At 71.9% G+C, this 24,807-nt stretch carries 1 protein-coding gene; it reads right to left on the bottom strand.

The genetic code is table 11. From position 1 onward, the window contains the following. Positions 1-10: 10 nt before the first annotated feature. A complete protein-coding gene (locus OG520_RS09395; RefSeq protein ID WP_406012876.1) occupies positions 11-24,796 on the bottom strand; it encodes a non-ribosomal peptide synthase/polyketide synthase in 24,786 nt (8,261 codons plus the stop codon). Between the last annotated feature and the right edge of the window lie 11 nt (positions 24,797-24,807).

Below are 24,807 nucleotides of genomic sequence, written 5' to 3' on the forward strand. Positions count from 1 at the left end.
CTATCTCCACTCAGAGCCCGAAGTCTTCTTCGAATGCGTCGATCTCGTCCTGGTCGAGATCGAGGAGCGGCGCCAGTGGCGCCACGGTGTTCTGGGGTGCCGCCGGTGTCGCGGCGCAGGCGTCGGGGTGGTCCGCACGGATCACCACGGAGCGCAGGGCCCGGAACCAGCCCTCGGCGAGCGCGGCCACCTCGTCCTCGGTGAACAGCTCGCGCGGCCAGCTCCAGGAGGCCACCAGACGGGGGCCGTCGGGCCGGTCCTGGGTGAGCGAGTTCAGTTCCAGGGCGTGCGCGGCGGGCATGGCGGCGTCGCTTCCGCCGAGTCCTCCGTCGCCGCTGTCCTCGCTCTCCCCGGCGGCGAACCGGCCGAGGTAGTTGAAGCCGATCTGCGGTTCGGGGAAGGCGGCCAGGGCGGGTGCCGTACCGGGGTTGAGATGGCGCAGCAGTCCGTATCCGGCTCCGTTGTCGGGCAGTTCGGCGAGCTGCTTCGTCACCTCGGCCAGGGCGCGTGAGACGGCGGGCCCGCCGGCGTGGATCTCCGCCCGGTCGTCCTCCCGGGTGCCGGGGTCGAGCCGGACCGGGAAGAGGCTGGTGAACCAGCCGACCGTGCGGGAGATGTCCGCGTCGGGGACGATGCCCGCGAGCAGTTCCTCCCTGCCGTGGCCCTCCAGGTCCAGCAGGACCCCGCCGTTGTCCGGCCGGCCGCGGTCGCGGTTCCACTCGGTCACCGCCAGTGCGAACGCGGTCAGCAGTACGTCGTTGACCCCGGCCCGGAACACGGTGGGCACGCTGGTCAGCAGCGGCCTCGTCACCTCGGTGGGCAGGGTCACCGTGAGCTGCCGCACGTCCCCGGCCACGTCCCGGTCCGGATCCAGCGCCCGAGCGCCCAGCGGCTTCTCCTCGGGCCCCGTCAGCATCTTCGTCCAGATGGGCAGTTCGGCGACGCGTTCGGGTGCGGCGGCGGCTGCCACCAGGCTTCGGGACCACTGCCGGAAGGAGGTCCACACCGGTTCGAGTTCGGGCTCCCGGCCTGCCGCGACCGCTTCGTACGCGGCCATCAGGTCGGGGCTCAGAATCCGCCAGGACACTCCGTCGACCACGAGGTGGTGCACGATCAGCAGCAGCCTGCCGAGGGCGTCGGGACCGGCGTCGAACCAGACCACCTGCACCATCAGCCCGGCATCGGGGTCCAGCCGGTCCTGCGCGGCGCGGCCTTCGGTGTCGAGCGACGCCGTCAGCCCGGCGTCGTCGAGCCCGGTGACGTCCACCCGGTGGATCACGTCCTGGGCCCGCACGGCTCCCTTCGGCGGGATGTGCAGCGTCCAGTCGGAGTCCGTCCTGACCAGCCGGGCACGCAGGGCGTCGTGGTGGTCCAGTACGGCCTGGACGATCGCGGTGAGCTGTTCACCGGTGAGGTCGCCGGGGGCGGGCGAGACCACGGACTGGTTGAACCCTTCGATCCGGCCGCCCAGTTCCCGCAGCCACCGGATGATCGGGGTGGCGGGCACCGCTCCGAGGGCCGGGTCCGCGCCCTCCGGGTCGGCGGCCAGAATCTGCTCGGCCGGGCTCTCGGGCAGGGCGGCCGCCAGCGCCTCGGGGGTCTTGTGCCGGAACACCTCGCGGGGGGTCAGCACCAGGCCCGCCTGACGGGCCCGGCCGACCAGCTGGATGGAGGTGATGCTGTCGCCGCCGAGGGTGAAGAAGCTGTCCTCGACGCCGACCTCGGGCAGGCCGAGGACCTCCGCGAAGAGCCGGCAGAGCAGTTCCTCGCGCGGGCCGGACGGTGCCCGGCCGGCCGGCCGGGCACCGAAGTCCGGCGCGGGCAGTGCCTTGCGGTCCAGCTTCCCGTTGGTGTTCAGCGGCAGCGCGTCCAGGGTGACGAACGCGGCCGGAACCATGTAGTCGGGCAGTTCACCGGCGGCGTACGCGCGCAGTTCCGCCGCGTCGGGGGCCGCGCCCGCCGGGACCGTGTAGGCCACCAGCAGCTTGGTGCCCGGCCGGTCCTCGCGGACGACCACGGCGACCCGGGCCACCTGCTCGTGCCGCGCCAGAACCGACTCGATCTCGCCGAGTTCGATACGGAAACCGCGGACCTTCACCTGGAAGTCGGTACGGCCCAGGTACTCCAGCTCTCCGCCCTCGGCCCAGCGGACCATGTCGCCGGTGCGGTACATCCGCCCCCCGGGCGGACCGAACGGGTCGGCGACGAACCTCTCGGCGCTCAGCCCCGGACGGCCCAGATAGCCGCGGGCCAGTCCGGCGCCCGCGATGTACAGCTCGCCGGGGACACCGGGGGCGACCGGGCGGAGCGCGCCGTCGAGCACGAGGACCCGGGTGTTGAGGATCGGCCGGCCGATGGGCGGTGCGCCGGCGGTGCCGTCCAGCTCGGCGGTGGTGGACCAGATGGTCGTCTCCGTGGGCCCGTACACATTGACCGCTCTCCGGCCCGCGGCGGCCATCGCCTCGGCGAGCGCGCCCGGCACGGCCTCACCGCCGACGAGCATCCGCAGCCCGTCGAGGGCGGCCGGGGCGTGGGCGAGCAGTGTCTGCCACATGGACGGCGTGGCCTGCACGACCGTGCCGCCGCTGCCGTGGATCAGCGCCGCGAGTGCGGCCGGGTCCAGTACGTCGTCCTTGCTCGCGACGACCACACCGGCACCGGCGAGCAGCGGCAGATAGAGCTCGAGGGCCGCGATGTCGAAGGAGACGGTGGTGACGGCGACGAGCCGGTCCGTGCCGTCCATCGGCACCCGCACCGCCATGTCGGCGAGGAAGTTGTCCAGGGCGGCCCGGGAGATCACGACGCCCTTGGGACGCCCGGTCGATCCGGAGGTGTAGATCGCGTACGCCGGATTGCGGCCGTCCACCCGTACGGTGTCCGGAGCCTCGGCGGAGTGTCCCGCCAGCTCGCGGGCCGTCTCCGCGGTGTCGAGCAGCAGCGGCGGCGTGTCCGAGGCGGGCAGCGCGGCGGCGGTCGCCGCCGTGGTGAGCAGCAGCGAGGGGCGTGCGTCCTCCAGTACGTAGCCGAGCCGCTCGGCGGGGTGCTCCGGGTCCAGCGGCACGTAGGCGGCACCGGACTTGAGTACGGCGAGCAGTGCGACCAGCAGGTCCGCCGACCGGGGCAGCGCCACGGCGACGTACCGCTCCGGGCCCGCCCCGCGGGCGGCGAGGAGGTGCGCCAGCCGGTTGGCACGGGCGTCGAGATCGGCGTAGTCGAGCCGCTCGGTCCCGGAGATCACCGCCGGGGCGTGGGGGGTCTCGGTGACCCGGCGCGCGAACAGTTCGGTCAGCGGGGGGATGCCGGGCTCGGCGTCGACGGTGCCCGCCCAGTCGCCGAGGACCAGCTTCTCGTGCTGCGGCGCCAGCAGCCGCAGCCGGCCCACGGGCAGTTCCGCGTGCTCGGGTGCCTGGCCCAGCAGCCGCAGCAGGCAGGCGGCGAACGCCTCGACATGCTCCTGGTCGAGCAGGTCCGGCCGGTGGGCGAGGTCCAGGCCGAGCGAGCGGCCCAGGCTGACGGTGAGGCTGAGCGGGTAGTGGGTGCTTTCGTGGTTGTCGCCGCCGACGATCCCGAGGCCGCCCGCGGACTTCCGCAGATCGGCGGCGTCGAGCGGGTAGTTCTCGAAGATGACGAGGGAGTCGAAGAGCTCGCCCTGCCCGACGGTCCGCTGGATGTCGGCGAGCGGCAGGTACTGGTGGTCCATGAGACCGGCCTGCTGGTCCTGGAGCCGGTTCAGGAGACCGGCGAGGCTCTCGGACGGGTCCAGCCTGACGCGTACGGGAAGGGTGTTGATGAAGAGCCCGACCATGGACTCGATCCCGGGTACCTGTGGGGGCCGGCCCGAGACCGTGCCGCCGAAGACCACGTCCTGGCGGCCGGTGAGCTGGCCCACCACCATCGCCCACACCGCCTGGACCACCGTGTTGACCGTCACGCCGCGCGAGCGCGCCCAGCGTGCCAGCGCCGCGGTCTCCGCCTCCGGGAGCTCCAGCCGCGTACGCACCGGGAGCACCGGGGCACGCGACGGGTCGGGGGCGGCGAGCAGGGTCGGCTCGTCGAGGCCGTCGAGGACCTGCCGCCAGGCGCTCTCGGCGGCCGTACGGTCCTGCCCGGCCACCCAGCCGAGGTAGTCGCGGTACGGAGTGACGCGCGGCAGAGAGGTGCCGTCGCCCTTCCGTGCGTACAGCGAGAACAGCTCGCCCAGGAAGACCGGCATGGACCAGCCGTCGAGCAGCAGGTGGTGGTGGCTGACGACGAACCGGTGGCGGTCGTCGGCGGTCGTGATGAGGGTGAACCGCATCAGCGGGGGCGCGGCGAGGTCGAAGCGCCGCACTCGGTCGTCGGCCACCAGACGGTCCGCCTCCGCGGCGCGTCCGTCCTCGGGGAGAGCCGTCAGATCGATGTCCTCCCACGGGAGTTCGAAGCCGGCGGGGATGACCTGGACGGGGGCGTCGAGCCCTTCGTGCCGGAAGCCGGAGCGGAGATTGGCGTGCCGGGTCAGAAGTGTCCGCACGGCCGTCCGGAGCGCCACCCGGTCCACGGTGCCTTCGATGTCGAAGGAGAGCTGGACGGTGTAGACGTCCGAGTCGTTCTCGTCGTAGACGGCGTGGAAGAGGAGGCCCTGCTGGAGCGGGGAGAGTGGCAGTACGTCGGTGAGCCGGCCGTGTTCGCTCTCCAGGTGGTCGATCTGCTCCTGGGTCACCGAGACCATCGGCCGCAGGTCGGAGGGCGTCAGCCCGCCCGCGCCGGGGCCGGCCGCGTGGGCGGCGAGCGACCGCAGCGCACGGAACCAGCCCTCGGCGAGCGCCCGCACCTCGTCCTCGGCGAACAGCGCACCCGGCCACGACCAGTCGGCGACCAGCCGCGGACCCTCCGCGTGATCGAGGGTGGCGGCATTGACCTCCAGCGCGTGTCCGATGCGGCCCTGTGGGTCCCGTCCGTCGCCGAGGTCGGCGTCGGAGCGCAGCGCCCAGTCGGCGCCCTGTTCCGCTTCGCCGTCGTTGGCGCCGAAGCGGCCGAGGTAGTTGAACCCGAGCTGTGCGGACGGTAGTTGGGCGAGAACGCCGGTGGTCTCGGGGTTCAGATACCGCAGGAGTCCGTAGCCGATGCCGTTGTCGGGCAGGGCGTGGAGCTGCTCCTTGACCGCCTTCAGGGCACGGCCCGGATCGCCCGCCGCCCCCGCGTCCAGCCGGACCGGGAACATGCTCGTGAACCAGCCGACGGTCCGGGACGTGTCCACCCCTTCGACGACGTCCTCACGACCATGGCCCTCCAGGTCGACAAGGACACCGCTGGAACCGGAGTCCCGCCATTCGGCGACCGCCATGGCGAATCCGGTCAGGAGCACATCGTTCACTCCCGCGTGGAATTTCGCCGCGACGTCGGTCAACAGGGGTCCGGTGATGTCGGTGGGGAGCGTGAGGGAGATGTGCTGCACAGTGGCAGCGGTGTCCACATCGGCGTCGAGCGCACGGGCACCGATCAGCGGATCGTCCCCGGCCAGCACGCCTTCCCAGAGCGGCAGTTCGACAGCCCGCTCCGCGGCCAGAGCCTTCAGCTCCCCGGCCCAACGACGGAACGACGTCCCCGCAGGCTCCAGCTCCGCACCCGCATACGCCTGCGCAAGATCCGGAAGCAGCACCCGCCACGACACACCGTCCACCACCAGGTGATGAACCATCAGCAGCAACCGGCCCGCATCCTCGAACCACACCGCCTGCACCATCACACCCGCACCGGGCGCAAGACGCCCCTGCGCAGCACGCGCCCCGGCAGCAACATCACCCCCACCACGGCACAGCACATCCCCGGCCCGCACCGAACCCGGCCCCGCAACCTCCAGACCCCAGGCACCATCAGCACGGACCAGACGCGAACGCAGAACATCGTGATGATCCAGCAGAACCTGAAGCGCCGACTCCAACCCCTCGTACGTGACCCCGGCAGGCGTCTGCACCAGCATCGCCTGATTGAACCCGTCCACCGGACCGCCCAGCTCACGCAGCCACCCGACGATCGGCGTCTCCACCACAGACCCCAGACCCGCCCCCGGATCCTCGACCCGCACCGCCGCAACGGAATCAGCGACCACCGCCAACGCCTCCGGCGTCCGGTGCTGGAACACCTCACGCGCCGAGAACACCAACCCCGCCCTACGCGCCCGACTCACCAACTGGATCGACACAATGCTGTCGCCACCCAGCTCGAAGAAGCTGTCATCGACCGACACCCGCTCCACACCGAGCAGTTCGGTGTACAGGCGGCACAGCGCTTCCTCGCGCGGGTTGCGCGGTGCACGGTAGGTGGAGCCGCCGGTGAGCGTCGGGGCCGGCAGGGCGCGCCGGTCGAGCTTGCCGTTGGCCGTCAGCGGCAGCGCGTCCAGGGTCACGAACGCGGCCGGCACCATGTATTCGGGCAGCGCCCCGGCCACATGGGCCCGCACCGCCGCTCCGTCCAGCTCTCCGGCGCGCGGCACCACGTACGCGACCAGGCGCTTGATACCGGGCTGGTCCTCCCGCACGACCACCGCGACCTGCGCGGCGCCTTCGTACCGGGACAGCACGGTCTCGATCTCACCCAGCTCGATCCGGAACCCACGCACCTTCACCTGGTCGTCCGTACGCCCCAGATACTCCAGCTCACCCGCCCGGCTCCACCGCACCACATCACCCGTGCGATACATCCGGCTGCCGGCCGGGCCGTACGGGTCGGCGACGAACCGCTCCGCCGTCAGCCCCGCCCGCCCCAGATACCCACGCGCCAGACCCGCACCCGCGATATAGAGCTCACCCGCCACCCCCGGCACCACCGGGCGCAGCGCTTCGTCCAGCACCTGGACACGGCTGTTGGTGACGGGCCGGCCGACGAGCGGCCGTGCGGTGTCGGTGGTCCGTGCGGTGAGGGTGTCGACGGTGGCCTCGGTGGGTCCGTACAGGTTGTAGCCGGTGACGCCCGGTGTCCGGGCCAGCTCCTGCCACAGGGCCGGGCTCACGGCCTCACCGCCCAGCGCGATGATCCGCGGGCGGGCCTGCGGGTCGCGCACGAGTCCTTCCTCCAGGAGCTGTTCCGCGTACGAGGGCGTGAGCTCCATGAAGTCGATGCCCGCGTCACGTACGTAGGCGATGAGCGCCGCCGGGTCGCGTCGGACGTCGTCGTCGATCAGGTGGAGTTCGTGCCCGGCGACCATCCACAGGAGCGGGTCGAGCGAGGCGTCGAAGGAGACGGCGGCGGTGAGGGCGGCGCGCAGCGGCCGGCCGGCGCTCTCCGCCTCGGCGGCGTACAGCTCCTCGAAGTGGTGGTGGTACAGATTGCCGAGGCTGCGGTGGGCGACGACCACACCCTTGGGGCGGCCGGTGGAACCCGAGGTGTGGATCACGTACGCCGGGTGGTCCGGTCGCAGCGGTACGGTCCGTCCGGCGTCGCCGGGGGCGGTGTCCGGCAGGTCGCGCAGGGCTGCGACGACCGCCGGGTCGTCCAGGTCGATGCGGAGACCGCCGCGGTCCGCGGGGATCGTGTCCCGGGTGCCGGCCGCGGTGAGAACGGCGGTGGTGCCGACGTCCTGGAGCAGCAGGGCGATCCGGTCCGAGGGGTGTGCCGGGTCGACGGGTACGTAGGCGGCGCCCGCCTTGGTGACGGCGAGCACGGCGACCACGAGGTCGGTCGTGCGCGGCAGGGCCACGGCGACGTACTGCTCGGGGCCGACGCCGTGCCGGGCGAGGAGCCGGGCCAGCCGGTTGGCGCGGGCGTCGAGTTCGGCGAAGGTGAGGCGGCCGTCCCGGGTGACCAGGGCGGTGGCGTCCGGAGTGCGCGCGGCCTGCCGCTCGAAGAGCTCCGGCAGGGTGACGGCGGGGACGTCACGGGCCGTGTCGTTCCATTCGGCCAGGATCCGGTGGCGTTCCTCGGCCGTCAGGACGTCCACCGAGGACAGCTTCCGGTCGGGGTCGGTCACCAGCTCACCGACCAGCCGCACCAGGCGGGCGGACAGCTCCTGTGCCGTCTCGCGGTCGAAGAGGTCGCTCGCGTACTCGATGCGGCCGCCGATCCCGGCCGGGGTGCCATCGGTCCCGAAGGCCTCGGCGAGCTGGAAGGAGAGGTCGAACTTGGCTCCGTCCACGGTGACCTGCTCGGGCTCGATCCGCAGCCCGTCCAGCTGGAGGGTGGCCTCCGCGTTGTTCTGGAAGGAGAGCATCACCTGGAAGAGGGGGTGGCGGGCCAGCGAGCGCTCGGGGTTGAGCACCTCGACGAGCTGCTCGAAGGGCACGTCCTGGTTGGCGTAGGCGGCCAGGTCGGTCTCCCGGACCCGCTCCACCAGCTCACGGAAGCTCGGGTCGCCCGATACATCGGTGCGCAGCACCAGGGTGTTCACGAAGAAGCCGACCAGATCGTCCAGCGCCTCGTCCGTGCGGCCCGCGACGGGCGAACCGATCGGGATGTCGGCGCCCGCACCCAGCCGGTGCAACAGCGCGGCCAGCGCCGCCTGCACCACCATGAAGACGCTCGCGTGGCTCGTACGGGCCAGGTCGGCCAGTGGTGCGTGCGCCGAGGCCGGGATCTCCAGCGGCACCGTGTCGCCACGGAAGCTCATCTCGGCGGGGCGGGGGCGGTCCACGGGGAGCGCGAGTTCCTCCGGCAGCGCGCCGAGGGTGTGCTGCCAGAAGTCGATCTGCCGGGCGAGGCCGCTGCCCGGGTCGCTCTCGTCGCCGAGGACCTCGCGCTGCCACAGGGTGTAGTCGGCGTACTGGACCGGCAGCGGCTCCCAGTCGGGGGCCTCGCCCGCGCACCTGGCCCGGTACGCCTCGCCGAGATCACGGGCGAGCGGGGCCATGGACCAGCCGTCGCCGGCGATGTGGTGGACCACGATCAGCAGCAGGTGCTCGGTCGGTGAGGCCTCGAAGAGCGTGGCCCGCACGGGGATCCGGGTGGCCAGGTCGAAGTCCTGCGCCGCCGCTTCCGCCGGTGCCGTGGCGTCGAGGTCGAGCACGGACAGCTCGGGCCGTGCCTGCTCGGCCGGCAGGACCAGCTGGCGCGGCCTGCCGTCGGTGTCGGGGAAGACCGTGCGCAGGCTCTCGTGGCGCGCGACCACATCGGCCAGTGCGTCCCGAAGGGCGTCCCGGTCGAGGTCTCCGGTGAGGCGGACGGCGAGCGGCAGGTTGTAGGTGCCGTTGCGCTCCTCGAAGCGGTTGAGGAACCACAGGCGCCGCTGGGCCGGCGAGAGCGGGACGGTTTCCGGACGGACCCGGGCCACCAGGGCCTGGCGGGCGTCGGCCGTGTTGCCGAGCCGCTCGGTGAGGGCCGCCACGGTCGGGGTCTCGAACAGGGCCCGGACGGACAGTTCGGCGCCGAACAGCGTGCGGACACGGCTGACCACGCGGGTGGCGAGCAGCGAATGCCCGCCGAGGTCGAAGAAACTGTCGTCGATGGAGACCCGCTCCACGCCGAGCACTTGGGCGAAGACCTCGCAGAGCGCCGCTTCCCGCTCGGTGCGCGGCGCCCGGCCCGCCCCGGCCGCGGAGCCGAAGTCGGGTGCGGGAAGGGCACGCCGGTCGAGCTTGCCGTTCGGGTTGAGCGGCAGCGCGTCGAGTGCCATGAACGCGGCGGGGACCATGTACTCGGGCAGCGCGGCGGCCACATGGGCGCGCAGCTCGGCGGGGTCGGTGGCCGCGCCCTCGGCGGGGACGGTGTAGGCGACGATCCGCTGGTCGCCCGTCCGGTCCTCACGGACCACGACGGCCGTCCGGGTCACGGACTCGTGGCGGGCGAGCACGGCCTCGATCTCACCGAGCTCGATCCGGAAGCCACGCACCTTCACCTGGTCGTCCGTACGGCCCAGATACTCGATCTGCCCGTCCGCACTCCACCGCACCAGGTCACCGGTGCGATACATCCGCTCCCCCGCGGGACCGAACGGATCGGCCACGAAACGCTCCGCGGTCAGCCCCGGACGGTCCAGATAACCACGCGCGAGACCCGTGCCGGCGAGGTAGAGCTCTCCCGGTACGCCCGGCGGCACCGGGCACAGTGCGGCGTCCAGCACGTAGGAGCGGGTGTTGTGCAGTGGCCGGCCGATCGGCGGGGTGCGATCGGTGTCCGTGTCCGTGTACCAGGCGGTGGCGTACACGGTGGCCTCGGTGGGCCCGTAGATGTTGGCGAGCGTGCAGCCGGGGACGGCGGCGCGGATGGTGTTGGCCGTGTGGGCGGAGAGGCCCTCTCCCGCGAGCACCACGAGACCGGCGCCGAGGCGGGCGGCCGCGCCCTGCCCGAGGGTGTGGGCGAGCGCGGAGGGAACCGCGCTGATCAGGCTGTACGTCCGCGCGTCGGCCTCCAGGAGGGCGAGGACGTCACGGACGACTTCGATGCGTCCGCCGCTGAGCAGCGGGCCGAACATCTCGAAGACGGAGACGTCGAAGTTGAGCGAGGTCGCGGCGACCACGTCGGAGAGCCGCTCGGGGCCGATGTCGGCGACCGCCCAGGCGGCGAAGTCGGCGACGTTCCGGTGGGCGACGACCACACCCTTGGGGCGGCCGGTGGAACCCGAGGTGTAGATGACGTACGCGGGGTGGCGCGGGTCCAGCGGCCGCACGCGGTCCGCGTCGGACGGGTCGGTGTCGGGGAACTCGCCGATCCTGTACCGCAGTTCGGGCGCGTCGAGCAGGAGCGGGTCGATGCCGTCGGGCAGTACCGCGGCGGCCTCACCGGTGGTGAGCACCAGTGAGGGCCGGGCGTCGGCCAGCATGAACGCGATGCGGTCGGCCGGGTAGCCGGGGTCGACCGGCAGATACGCGGCACCGGACTTCAGGACGGCCAGCAGGGCGACCATCATCTGCTCGGAGCGCGGCAGTGCCAGGGCGACGAACTGCTCGGGGCCCGCGCCCCGCTCGATCAGCAGCCGGGCGAGCCGGTTGGCGCGTGCGTTGAGTTCGGCGTAGGTCAGTTCGGTGCCCTCGTGTCCCACCGCCGCGTTGCCGGGCGTCCGGGCCACCTGGGCCTGGAACAGCTCGGGCACGGTGGCCGGCGGTATCTCCCGGCGGGTGTCGTTCCACTCGGTGAGCACCTGGTGGCGCTCGTCGTCGGTGAGGACGTCGACCGAGCCGATACGGGTGCCGGGGTCAGCGGTCACGGCGGCCAGCATCCGCACCAGGCGGTCACCGATCGCCTCGGCGGTGGCGCGGTCGAACAGGTCGGCGGAGTACTCGACGACACCGTCGAGTCCGGCGGGGCCGCCGTCCGCGGCGAAGGTCTCCTCCAGGGAGAACAGCAGGTCGAACTTGGCGGCCGCGATCCGGACGGGAAGCGCGGTCGCCCGCAGCCCGTCGAGGTCGAGAGTGGCTTCCGCGTTGTTCTGGAACGCCAGCATGACCTGGAACAGCGGGTGCCGGGCCAGTGAGCGGACCGGGTTGAGGATCTCCACCAGGCGCTCGAAGGGCACGTCCTGGTTCGCGTAGGCGGCCAGGTCGGTCTCCCGGACCCGCTCCACCAGCTCACGGAAGCTCGGGTCGCCGGACAGGTCCGTACGCAGCACCAGCGTGTTGACGAAGAAGCCGACGAGGTCGTCGACGGCCTCGTCCGTACGGCCCGCGATGACGCTGCCGATGGGGATGTCGTCGCCGGCGCCGAGCCGGCCGAGCAGCGAGGCCAGCGCCGCCTGCACGACCATGAAGACGCTCACATGGCTCTCGCGGGCCACGGCGACGATCCGCTCGTGCACCTCGGCCGGCAGCCGCAGCGGGACACTCCCGCCCCGGTAGGTCACCTCGGCGGGACGGGACCGGTCCGCGGGCAGCACGAGTTCCTCGGGCAGACCCGCGAGCGCGGTCCGCCAGTGGTCGATCTGCCGGGCCAGCGGGCTCGCCGGGTCGCTCTCGTCGCCGAGCACCTCGCGCTGCCACAGGGTGTAGTCGGCGTACTGGACCGGCAGCGGCTTCCAGGTGGGTGCGGTGCCGCCGTGCCGCGCGTCGTAGGCGAGCCCCAGGTCACGGGCGAACGGAGCCAGTGACCAGCCGTCGCCCGCGATGTGGTGCAGCACGACCAGCAGCACATGGTCGGTGCCGGGGGTCTCGGCGTCGGTGATACGGAACAGGCGGGCGCGCAGCGGCGGTTCGGCGGAGAGGTCGAAGCCCTCCGAGGACGCCTCGTCGAGCGCCGCGTCGAGTCCGGCCGACGTGACGGGGGTGACGGGCAGGTCGGGGCGGGACACCCCGGCGGGAAGCACGAGCTGGCGGGGCCGTCCGTCGATCTCGGGGAAGACCGTGCGCAGCGCCTCGTGCCGTACGACCACATCGCCCAGGGCATGGCGCAGGGCGTCCGGGTCGAGGCTGCCGGTGAGGCGGAGCGCCAGTGGCAGGTTGTAGGTGGCGCCGGGGCCCTCGAAGCGGTTCAGGAACCAGAGCCTGCGCTGGGCCGGGGAGAGCGGGATCTCCTCGGGCCGTTCCCGTGCGGTCAGTGCCTGGCGGGCCCGGCCCGCGTCGGCGATCCGCCCCGCGAGCAGGGCGACCGTCGGTGCCTCGAACAGGGTACGGACGGCGAGTTCGGCGCCGAAGACCGAACGGATACGGCTGACCAGTCGGGTGGCGAGCAGCGAATGCCCGCCGAGGTCGAAGAAGCTGTCGTCGACGGAGACCCCCGGCAGACCGAGCACTTCGGCGAAGAGCGCCCCGAGGATCTCCTCCTGAGCGTTGCGCGGCGCCCGTCCGGCCGGTGAGGACCCCTGGTCGGGGGCGGGCAGCGCCCTGCGGTCGACCTTCGCGTTGGCGGTCAGGGGGAGGGCGTCCAGGGTCACGAAGGCGGACGGGACCATGTACTCGGGCAGCCCGCCGCCGACGTGGGCCCGCAGTTCCGCCGGGTCGACGGTGCCGTCCGACGGTACGACGTACGCGACGATCCGCTGGTCACCGGGCCGGTCCTCGCGGACCACGACGGTCGTCTGGGAGACGCCGGGGTGGCGGGCGAGCGCGGCCTCGATCTCACCGAGCTCGATCCGGAAGCCACGCACCTTCACCTGGTCGTCCGTACGGCCCAGATACTCGATCTGCCCGTCCGCACTCCACCGCACCAGGTCACCGGTGCGATACATCCGCTCCCCCGCGGGACCGAACGGATCGGCCACGAAACGCTCCGCGGTCAGCCCCGGACGGTCCAGATAACCACGCGCGAGACCCGCCCCCGCGAGGTACAGCTCACCCGCGACACCGGCCGGCACCGGACGGAGAGCGGCGTCGAGGACGTACACGCGCATGGCATCGAGCGGTCGGCCGATGGGAATGCTGTGCGGCGCCTCGGCCGCGGACCTGATCGCGTACGTGGTGGCGAAGGTCGTGGTCTCGGTGGGCCCGTAACCATCGACCACGACGAGTCCCGGGCAGGAGTCGAGCACCCGGCTCACCGCGGCGGCGGGTACCACGTCGCCACCGGTCCACACCTGGCTGAGGCGGCTGAGGCAGCCGGGGCCCTCGTCGGCGATCAGCCGGAACAGTCCGGCGGTCAGCCAGAGCGCGGTGACACCGTGTCGTGCGACGGTCTCCCGCAGCCGTACCGCGTCGAGGTCGCCGGGCGCGGCGACGACGACCTGGCCGCCGCCGAGCAGCGGCACCCACAGTTCGTAGGTGGAGGCGTCGAAGGCGGTCGGCGAGTGCAGCAGGACCCGGTCATGACCGAACTCGAACCTGCGGTCGGCGGCCAGCGCGGCGATGTCGCGGTGGGTGACTCCGACCCCCTTGGGCACTCCGGTGGAGCCGGAGGTGAACATCACGTACGCCAGCTGCTCCGGATGCACCACGACGGCCGGGTCGTGGGTGGGGCTGTCGGGCGCGGTCAGGGCCGGACCGGCCTCGATCACCGTCAGTTCCGCCGCCGGGGCGGAGCGGGTGGACGCCGGGTCGGCGAGCAGCACCTTCGCACCCGTCTCGGCGAGGATGTGCCGCACCCGGGACTCGGGGAAGCGCGGGTCGAGCGGTACGTACACCCCGCCCGCCTTGAGGACGGCCAGCACGGCCGCCACCAGGTCGGGTGAGCGTTCCATGAGCAGCGCCACCCGGTCCTCGGGCCGTACGCCCGCCGCGATGAGGCGGTGCGCCAACCGGTTGGCCCGTGCGTCGAGTTCACCGTAGGAGACGGTGCCGGTGTCGGAGACGACGGCGTCGGTGGACGGCGACCAGGCCGCGAGGTCGGCGAAGAGCGCGGGCACCGACCCGTCCTCGGGCTCGTCCCGCTCGGTGTCGTTCCAGGCCACCAGCAGTTGGTGCCGCTCGTCCGCGTCGAGCAGGGACATCCTGCCGACGGGGGCGTCGTACTGCGCGGGAGCACCTTCCAGGAGCCGTACGAGCCGGCCCATCAGGGCGTCCGCGGCGGCGGCGTCGAAAAGGTCGGTACGGAAGTCCAGCCGCAGCTGGAGGCGTTCACCGGGTACGGCGGTGAGGATGAGCGGGTAGTGGGTGGCGTCGTGGCCCTCGATGCCGGTGACGGAGAGGCCACCGCCGATCTCCAGTACGTCCGCGTCGAGCGGGTAGTTCTCGAACACCACCAGGGTGTCGAAGAGCTCTCCGAGGCCGGTCGCCTGCTGGATGTCGATCAGGCCCAGGTACTGGTGGTCCATGAGACCGGCCTGCTGGTCCTGGAGCCGGTTCAGGAGACCGGACAGGGTCTCGGACGGGTCCAGCCGAACCCGTACCGGAAGGGTGTTGATGAAGAGCCCGACCATGGACTCGATCCCGGGTACCTGCGGGGGCCGGCCCGAGACCGTGCCGCCGAAGACCACGTCCTGACGGCCGGTGAGCTGGCCCACCACCATCGCCCACACCGCCTGGAGGAGGGTGTTGAGGGTCACCCCGCCGGTGCGGGTGAGAGCGGTGAGCCGCTCGGTGAGGGCGGCCGGGAGGTCCACGACGACGCGGTCGGGGGCGGCGGGGCTGCCGTCCCGGCCCGCGGGCGCCACCAGTGTCGGCTCGTCGAGCCCGTCGAGGACGTGCCGCCAGGCCTGCTCGGCGACGGTACGGTCCTGCGCGGCCACCCAGGCCAGATGGTCCCGGTTGGGAGTGACGCGCGGCAGGGCCGAGCCGTCCCCCGAGCTGCCGTAGAGCGCCAGCAGCTCCTTGACCAGGATGGGCATGGACCAACCGTCGAGCAGGATGTGGTGGTTGGTGATGACCAGGCGGTGCCGGTCGGCGCCGGTCCTGAGCAGCGCGAAACGCATCAGCGGGGGCCGGGCCGAATCGAAGCGCGAGGACCGGTCCCGGGTCATCCAGCGACGCAGCTCCGACTCGCGCTCCTCCTGCGTCAGGTCACTGAAGTCCAGCTCGGACCACGGGAGTTCGAAGTCGGCGGGGATGACCTGGACGGGGGCGTCGAGCCCTTCGTACCGGAATGCCGCCCGCAGTCCGGCATGACGGGAGAGCAGGGTGCGGGCGGCGGCCCGCAGGGCCTCCGCCCGGAGCGGGCCCTCGATGTCGAGTGCGAGCTGGACGGTGTAGACGTCGTCGCCCTGCTCGTCGTAGACGGCGTGGAAGAGGAGGCCCTGCTGGAGCGGGGAGAGCGGCAGTACGTCGGTGAGCCGGCCGTGTTCGCTCTCCAGGTGGTCGATCTGCTCCTGGGTCACCGAGACCATCGGCCGCAGGTCGGACGGCGTCAGCCCGCCCGCGCCGGGGCCGGCCGCGTGGGCGGCGAGCGACCGCAGCGCACGGAACCAGCCCTCGGCGAGCGCCCGCACCTCGTCCTCGGCGAACAGCGCACCCGGCCACGACCAGTCGGCAACCAGCCGCGGACCCTCCGCATGGTCCTGGGTGACGGCATTGAGATCGAGCGCGTGGGTGAGCCGCATGGCGGCGTCGCGTCCGTCGCCGAGGTCGGCGTCGGAGCGCAGCGCCCAGTCGGCGCCCTGTTCCGCTTCGCCGTCGTTGGCGTCGAAGCGGCCGAGGTAGTTGAACCCGAGCTGTGCGGAGGGGAGTTGGGCGAGAACGCCGGTGGTCTCGGGGTTGAGATACCGCAGGAGTCCGTAGCCGATGCCGTTGTCGGGCAGGGCGTGGAGCTGCTCCTTGACCGCCTTCAGGGCACGGCCCGGATCGCCCGCCGCCCCCGCGTCCAGCCGGACCGGGAACATGCTCGTGAACCAGCCGACGGTCCGGGACGTGTCCACCCCTTCGACGACGTCCTCACGACCATGGCCCTCCAGGTCGACAAGGACACCGCTGGAACCGGAACCGCGCCACTCGGCTACCGCCATGGCGAACGCCGTGAGCAGTACGTCATTGACACCCGCCCGGTAGACGGCCGGGACCTGTGTGAGCAGGGGTCCGGTGATGTCGGTGGGGAGCGTGAGGGAGATGTGCTGCACGGTGGCAGCGGTGTCCACGTCGACGTCGAGCGGACGGGCACCGATCAGCGGATCGTCCCCGGCCAGCACACCTTCCCAGAGCGGCAGTTCGACAGCCCGCTCCGCGGCCAGAGCCTTCAGCTCCCCGGCCCAACGACGGAACGACGTCCCCGCGGGCTCCAGCTCCGCACCCGCATACGCCTGCGCAAGATCCGGAAGCAGCACCCGCCACGACACACCGTCCACCACCAGGTGATGAACCATCAGCAGCAACCGGCCCGCATCCTCGAACCACACCGCCTGCACCATCACACCCGCACCGGGCGCAAGACGCCCCTGCGCAGCACGCGCCCCGGCAGCAACATCACCCCCACCACGGCACAACACATCCCCGGCCCGCACCGAACCCGGCCCCGCAACCTCCAGACCCCAGGCACCATCAGCACGGACCAGACGCGAACGCAGAACATCGTGATGATCCAGCAGGACCTGGAGCGCCGACTCCAACCCCTCGTACGTGACCCCGGCAGGCGTCTGCACCAGCATCGCCTGATTGAACCCGTCCACCGGACCGCCCAGCTCACGCAGCCACCCGACGATCGGCGTCTCCACCACAGACCCCAGACCCGCCCCCGGATCCTCGACCCGCACCGCCGCAACGGAATCAGCGACCACCGCCAACGCCTCCGGCGTCCGGTGCTGGAACACCTCACGCGCCGAGAACACCAACCCCGCCCTACGCGCCCGACTCACCAACTGGATCGACACAATGCTGTCGCCACCCAGCTCGAAGAAGCTGTCATCGGCGGAGACGGAGTCGAGGCCGAGCAGCTCTGCGTAGATGCCGCAGAGGATCTCTTCCCGGGTGGTACGGGGCCGGCGTCCGTTGCCGGCACCGGCGTACTCGGGTGCGGGGAGGGCTTTGCGGTCGAGTTTGCCGTTGACGGTCAGCGGGAGCGCGTCCAGGAGGACGAATGCGGACGGGACCATGTAGTCCGGCAACGCCGCCGCGACATGCGCACGCAGCACATCCACCGCCGGGACACTCCCGGACACCGGCACCACATACGCCACCAGGCGCTTGATACCGGGCTGGTCCTCCCGCACGACCACCGCGACCTGCCCCGCACCCTCGTACCGGGACAGCACGGTCTCGATCTCACCCAGCTCGATCCGGAACCCACGCACCTTCACCTGGTCGTCCGTACGCCCCAGATACTCCAGCTCACCCGCCCGGGTCCACCGCACCACATCACCCGTGCGATACATCCGGCTGCCGGCCACACCGTACGGGTCGGCGACGAACCGCTCCGCCGTCAGCCCCGCCCGCCCCAGATACCCACGCGCCAGACCCGCACCCGCGATATAGAGCTCACCCGCCACCCCCGGCACCACCGGACGCAGCCCCTCATCCAGAACATAGGTACGAGTATTGGGAACCGGGGTCCCGATCGACGGCACACCCGAACCCGCCACCAACGGCACCGACATCGTCGCCGCCACCGTCGACTCCGTCGGACCATACGCATTGACCATCCGACGCCCCGGCGCCCACCGGTCCACCAACTCCGCCGACGTCGCATCACCACCCACCACCAACGACCGGAAATCCGGGAACTCACCCGCCGGAACACTCGCCAACGCAGCCGGCGGAATCAACGCATGCGACACCCGCTGCTCCTCAAGCACCCGCCCCAGCACCTCACCCGCCAACGGACCCGGAGGCGGCACCACCAACGCACCCCCCGACGCAAACGCCATCACCAGCTCCAGCACCGACGCATCAAAACTCGGCGAAGCAAACTGCAACACCCGACTCCCCGCATCAACCGCGAACCGCTCCACCTCCGCCACCGCGAAACTCGCCACACCCCCATGCGACACCACCACACCCTTGGGACGCCCCGTCGACCCCGACGTATAAATCACATACGCCGCACCCGACGACGACACCACCACACCCGGCCCAGACCCATCCAACTCCACACCAACATCCGGCAGTTCACGCAACACCAACACCGGAGACGCATCCTCCAACATGAACGCGATCCGCTCAGCCGGATAATCCGGATCCACCGGCAAATACGCCGCCCCCGCCTTCAACACCGCCAACTGCGCCACCACAATCTCCACCGACCGCGGCAACACCAACGCCACCACACCCTCAGGACCAACCCCCCGCCCCATCAACCAACGCGCCAACCGATTCGCACGCTCCTCCACCTCCCCATACGACAACACCAACCCCTCACCCACCACAGCCGGAGCATCCGGACACCGCACCACCTGCGCCTCGAACAACCCATGCAACGTCACCGGCTCCAACACCCGCTCCGAAGCAATCCACTCCCCCAACACCAGACCCCGCTCCGCACCCGACAACACATCCACCCCACCGACCCGCACCCCCGGATCAACCGACACCACCTCCAACACCCGCACCAACCGCTCAACAACCCCCACCACCGACACCCGATCAAACAGATCGACCGCGAACTCCACACTGCCGTCCAGACCGTCCGGGGTCTCGGCGAGAGTGAAGGAGAGGTCGAACTTGGCCGTGTCCAGGCGGACCGGCTGCCGGCTCACCTCGATGCCGGGCAGTTCGAGATCGGCCGACGGAATGTTCTGGAGTTGCAGTGACACCTGGAAGAGCGGGTGGCGGGCCATGGAGCGCGCCGGGTTGAGGACCTCGACCAGCCGCTCGAAGGGCACGTCCTGGTTCGCGTAGGCGGCCAGGTCGGTCTCCCGGACCCGCTCCAGCAGTTCACCGAAGGTCGGGTCGCCCGACACGTCGGTGCGCAGCACCAGTGTGTTGATGAAGAAGCCGACCAGATCGTCCAGCGCCTCGTCCGTCCGCCCCGCGATGGGCGAGCCGAGCGCGATGTCCGTGCCGGCGCCGAGGCGGTGCAGCAGGGTGGCCAGGGCGGCCTGGACGACCATGAAGAGGCTCGTGCCGGACGTGCGGGCGAGCTCGGCCAGGCGGGCGTGGAGTTCGGCCGGGATACGGAAGCCGATGGTGTCGCCGCGGTAGCTCATCTCCGCCGGACGCGGACGGTCCGTCGGCAGCGCCAGCTCCTCCGGCAGCCCCGCCAGCGCACCCCGCCAGTAGTCGACCTGCCGGGACAACTCACTGACCGGATCGCCCTCGTCACCGAGGACATCGCGCTGCCACAGCGTGTAGTCGGCGTACTGCACCGGCAGCGGAGTGAACCGGGGCGCGCTGCCGCCGAGTCGGGCCGCATAGGCCTCGCCGAGGTCACGCGCGAGGGGGGCGAGGGACCAGCCGTCACCCGCGATGTGGTGCACCACGAGGAGCAGGACGTGGTCGTCGGGCGCGACGGTGATCAGGTGTGCCCGGACCGGGATCTCGCGGACCACGTCGAAGCCCTCGGCCGCGGTCCTCGCCAGGGTGTCGTCGAGTGTGACAGGTGTGGCGTCGAGCCGGTGCAGCCGGGGCCGGGCGGCCGGGTCGGCGGCGTCGAGGACGAGCTGCCGGGGGCGGCCGTCGACGTCGGGGAACAGGGTGCGCAGGGCTTCATGACGTACCGTCACATCGGCGAGCGCGGCCTCCAGCGCGGCCGTGTCGAGGCTGCCGCGCAGCCGCAGGGAGAGGCCCAGGTTGTAGGTGCCGCTGGGGCCCTCGAAGTGGCCGAGGAACCAGAGGCGGCGCTGTGCGTGCGAGAGGGGGATCTCGACGGGACGGGTACGCGGGCGGACGGACTCGCGCGCACCGGCCGCGCCGTCGAGGGCGGCGGCGAGGGCGACGACGGTGGGGGTCTCGAAGAGGGCGCGCACGGTGAGTTCGACGCCGAGGACGGAACGGATGCGGCTGATCAGCCGGGTGGCGAGGAGCGAGTGGCCGCCGAGGTCGAAGAAGCCGTCGTCGATGGAGACCGACGCCAGGTCGAGCACCTCCGCGAACAGACCGCACAGCACGCTCTCCTGGCGGGTGCGCGGGGCCCGGCCCTCGCCGGTGCCGCCGAAGTCCGGGGCCGGGAGGGCCCTGCGGTCCAGCTTGCCGTTCGTCGTCACCGGCAGCGCGTCGAGCAGGAGCACGGCCGCCGGAACCATGTAGTCGGGCAGCGCGGCGGCGATGTGCGCGCGCAGTTCCACGGGGTCGGCGGTGTCCGAGGCCGGGACGGCGTAGGCGACGAGGCGCTTCTCGCCCGGCTGGTCCTCGCGGACCACGACGGCGCCCTGGGCGACGCTCTCGTGCCCGATGAGGACGGCTTCGATCTCGCCGAGCTCGATACGGAAGCCGCGGATCTTGACCTGGTCGTCCACGCGCCCGAGGTACTGGAGCTCTCCGTCGGCGGTCCACCGGACGAGGTCACCGGTGCGGTACATCCGGGCCCCGGGGGCGCCGTGGGGGTCCGCCGTGAAGCGTTCGGCCGTCAGTCCGGGGCGGCCGAGATAGCCGCGGGCCAGTCCCGCGCCCGTGAGGTAGAGCTCACCGGCGACACCGGCGGGCACCGGGTGCAGGGAGGCGTCCAGTACGTACACACGGGTGTTGGTGATGGGGCGGCCGATCGGCGGCGCACCGGTGCCCTGCTGGAGGGGTGCGCTCATGGTGGCGCAGACCGTCGACTCGGTGGGGCCGTAGGCGTTGACCATGCGGCGGTCGGCGGACCAGCGGGCGACGAGTTCGGTGGAGCAGGCCTCACCGGCGGTGACCAGGCTCATGCCTTCGGGGAGCCGGGCGTCGCCCATGGCGGCGAGCACGACGGGCGGCAGAGTGGCGTGGGTGACCCGCTGCTCGGCGAGGAGTCCGGCGAGGGGGTCGCCGGCGGCCAGCCGTTCGGCCGGCGCGAGGACCAGGGCGGAGCCGCAGAGCAGCGTGGCGAGGATCTCCCAGATCGAGGCGTCGAAGCTGGGCGAGGAGAACTGCAGCACGCGGTGGCCGGCGCCGCCTCCGAACGCGCCGCGGTGCGCGGCGGCCATGCTGGCGACACCGTTGTGGCTGACGACGACGCCCTTGGGGCGGCCGGTGGAGCCCGAGGTGTAGATGATGTACGCGGCGTCGAGCGGCACGAGACCGGTCGGCGGGAGCCCGTCCGCGGGGAGCCGCACCTCGTCGAGCAGCACTCGTTCCGGCCCGTCGTCGGGCAGTGCGGACTGGAGTGCGGTGCTGGTGAGGACGAGGGCGGGGTGGGCGTCGCCGAGGATGTACGCGATCCGCTCGGCCGGGTAGGCGGGGTCGACCGGCACATAGGCCGCGCCGGCCTTCATCGTCGCGAGGAGGGAGACGATCGTGTCGACGGAGCGGCCGAGGGCCACGGCCACGGAGTCGCCGCGGCCCACACCGCGGTCGTGCAGCAGCCGGGCGAGACGCGCCGCCCGGGTGTCGAGCTCGCGGTAGGTCAGCGCGGTGTCCTCGAAGACGAGGGCGGTGGCGTCGGGCGCGTTGCGGACCTGCTCGGCGAAGAGCTCCGGGGCGGTGGCGTCCGGGACGTCGAGCGCGGTGTCGTTCCAGGCCACCAGGACCCGGTCGCGCTCGTCCTCGGCGAGGACGTCGACGGCGCCGATCCGGATGTCGGGGTCGGCGGTGACGGCCTCGAACAGCCGCAGGAACCGGTCACCGATGGTGCGTACGGTCTCCGGGTCGAACAGGTCGAGGGCGAACTCGATCCGGCCCTCGACCCCGGCGGGCCTGCCGTCCTCGGTGAAGCGCTCCCCCAGCCGGAAGGAGAGGTCGAACTTGGCGGTGTCGGTCTCCAGGTTCCGTGCCGCCGTCGCGGTCAGCCCCGGGAGGTCGAGCACCGGTGCGGCGTTGTCCTCCAGGGCGAGGGTGACCTGGGCGAGGGGGTGCCTGGCCAGTGAGCGGACCGGGTTGAGGATCTCCACCAGGCGCTCGAAGGGCACGTCCTGGTTCGCGTACGCCGCGAGGTCGGTGTCCCGGACCCGCTCCACCAGCTCACGGAAGCTCGGGTCTCCGGACAGATCCGTACGCAGGACGAGGGTGTTGACGAAGAAGCCGACGAGATCGTTCAGGGCCTCGTCCGTACGGCCGGCGATGACCGTGCCGACGGGGATGTCCTCGCCCGCGCCGAGGCGGCCCAGCAGCGCGGCGAGCGCGGCCTGCGCGACCATGAAGACGCTGGCCCCGCTCTCCTTGGAGAGGGCGATCAGCCGCTCGTGGACCTGCGGGGTGAGCCGGAGGTCGAGATGGCCTCCCCGGTGGCTCGCGACGGCCGGGCGGGGGCGGTCGCCGGGGAGGGCCAGTTCCTCGGGCAGTCCGGCGAGCGCGTCCTTCCAGTGGGCGATCTGCTGGGCGAGCACGCTCTGCGGATCGTTCTCGTCGCCCAGCAGATCCTGCTGCCAGAGGGTGTAGTCGGCGTACTGCACCGGCAGCGGGTCGAACCGCGGTGCGTCGCCACCGAGCCGGGCCGTGTACGCATGGCTCAGGTCACGGGTGAACGGTGCCACCGACCAGCCGTCGCCCGCGATGTGGTGCACCACGACCAGCAGGACGTGCCGCTCGGGGGCGAGGGTGAACAGGTGGGCGCGTACCGGGATCTCCGCGGCCAGGTCGAATCCGCGCACGGCCGCGGCGGCCAGCTCCCCATCGAGGGCTTCGTCGGTGACGTCGGCGACGACGAGCTCGGGCAGGGCGTCGGCGGGCGCGAGGATGTGCTGGTACGGTCCGCCGTCCCGGACCGGGAAGACGGTGCGCAGGCTTTCGTGGCGTGCGACCACGTCGGCCAGGGCGGCGCGCAGCGCGTCGATGTCCGGCCGGCCGGTGAGTTCGACGGTGAGTCCGTCGTTGTACGCGGCCTCGCCGCTCTCCATCTGGTTGAGGAACCACAGCCGGTTCTGCGCCGCGGACAGCGGCAGCGGCTCCGGCCTGGTCCGGGCGGCGAGGGCCTGGCGGGCCCCGGCGGCGAAGCCGAGTGCCTCGGCGAGCGTGGCGACCGTGGCGTTCTCGAAGACGGTGCGCAGTGTCAGCTCGGCCTTGAGCTCCTTCCGGATGCGGCCGACGAGCCGGGTCACCTGAAGTGAACTGCCGCCCAGCAGGAAGAAGTTGTCGTTGACGGAGAGCACGTCCGCGCCGAGCACCTCGGTGAAGAGCCGGCAGAGCGCCTCCTCCTCGGGGGTGCGCGGGGCGCGGGCCCCGACGGCCTCGGCGGCAGGCGTCTCCTCCTGCCCCGCGGACCTGTGCCGCGGCGCGAGGCCGGCGACGTCCAGCTCGATGGAGTCCACGCGCCGGTCGGGGGCGGTGGTGCCGAGTCGGTACAGGAAGTCGAGGAACGCGCCCTGGTAGTCCTGGAGTTCGTCGCCGGTGTACAGGTCGGGGTTGGCGTCGAAGTCGATCTGCAGTCCGGTGCCGGTGCCCCGGTCGTACACGTGGAACGAGATGTCGTCGGCGGGTCCGATGGAGAGGCTGTGCGGCTTGGCGGGATGTCCGCCGAAGGAGAGGTCGTAGTCGAAGATCATGATGTTCACGTGCGGGCCGACCAGCCGCCGGTCGTCGGCGAGCATGCCGAGGTCCCTGCGCAGGTCCTCGAACTGGTAGCGCTGGTGCTTCATCGCGGCGCGCATCTCCGCGGAGACCTGGTGCAGGAGCTCCTCGACCGTGGTTCCCGGCTTGATGGCGACGCGCAGCGGCAGCACGTTGGAGACCATGCCGGGGACGCTGCGGGCGTTCTTGCCGAGGCGGGTGGAGACGGGCAGTCCGAGCACGATCTCGGGCTCGCCGGTGAGCCGTTGGAGCCAGGCGGCGACGGCCGCGACGAGGGCGGGCGGCCAGGTGACGGAGACATCGCTCGCCAGGGCTCGCAGCCGGTCGGTGTCCTGCGGGTTCAGCTGGGCGGTGCGGCGGACCAGGGAGGAGGCCAGCGAGGGCTGTTCGCGGGAGAGGCTGACCGGCTCGGGGCATTCCTTGAGCCGGTCGATCCAGTAGGCCCGGTCGGTGCCGAACCGTTCGGAGTCCCGGTAGGCGGCCTTCTCGTCCAGCAGCTGCGCCAGCGGGGCGAACGGGCTCGCCGGTATCTGCTCGCCGGCCACCAGCGCCGAGTACACGGCCGCGGTCCGGTGGACGACCATGTTGACGGTGAAGCCGTCGAGCAGCAGATGGTGGTAGCGGTGCAGCCAGAGGTGGCGGTCCTCGGCGAGTTTGAAGAGGGCGAAGAGGAAGAGCTGGTCGTGCTCGGTGTCCAGGGGCGTGGCGAAGTCCTCGGCCATCCAGGCGCGGGCGGCGGCCCACGGGTCGGGCTCGCCGCTGACGTCGACGACGTGCAGGGACCAGTCGAGACTGCCGGCAGGCACGATCCGGGCGGCGGGGCCGCCGTCGGCGTCGACGAACCGCTGACGCAGCGTCTCGGCCTCGGTGACGACGCGTCGGAGCGCGGCCTCGAACAGGGCCGCGTCGACCGGGCCACCGATTTCCAGGAATTCCCCGACGTTGAAGATCGTGTTCTGCGGATTCAACTGCTGCGCGTACCAGACGCCCGACTGGGCGGCGGTCAACGGCAGAAGGGCGCCCCGAAGGTCAGACACAACCACTCACC

The organism is Streptomyces sp. NBC_00984, assembly GCF_045162475.1.
Taxonomy (GTDB): Bacteria; Actinomycetota; Actinomycetes; order Streptomycetales; family Streptomycetaceae; genus Streptomyces.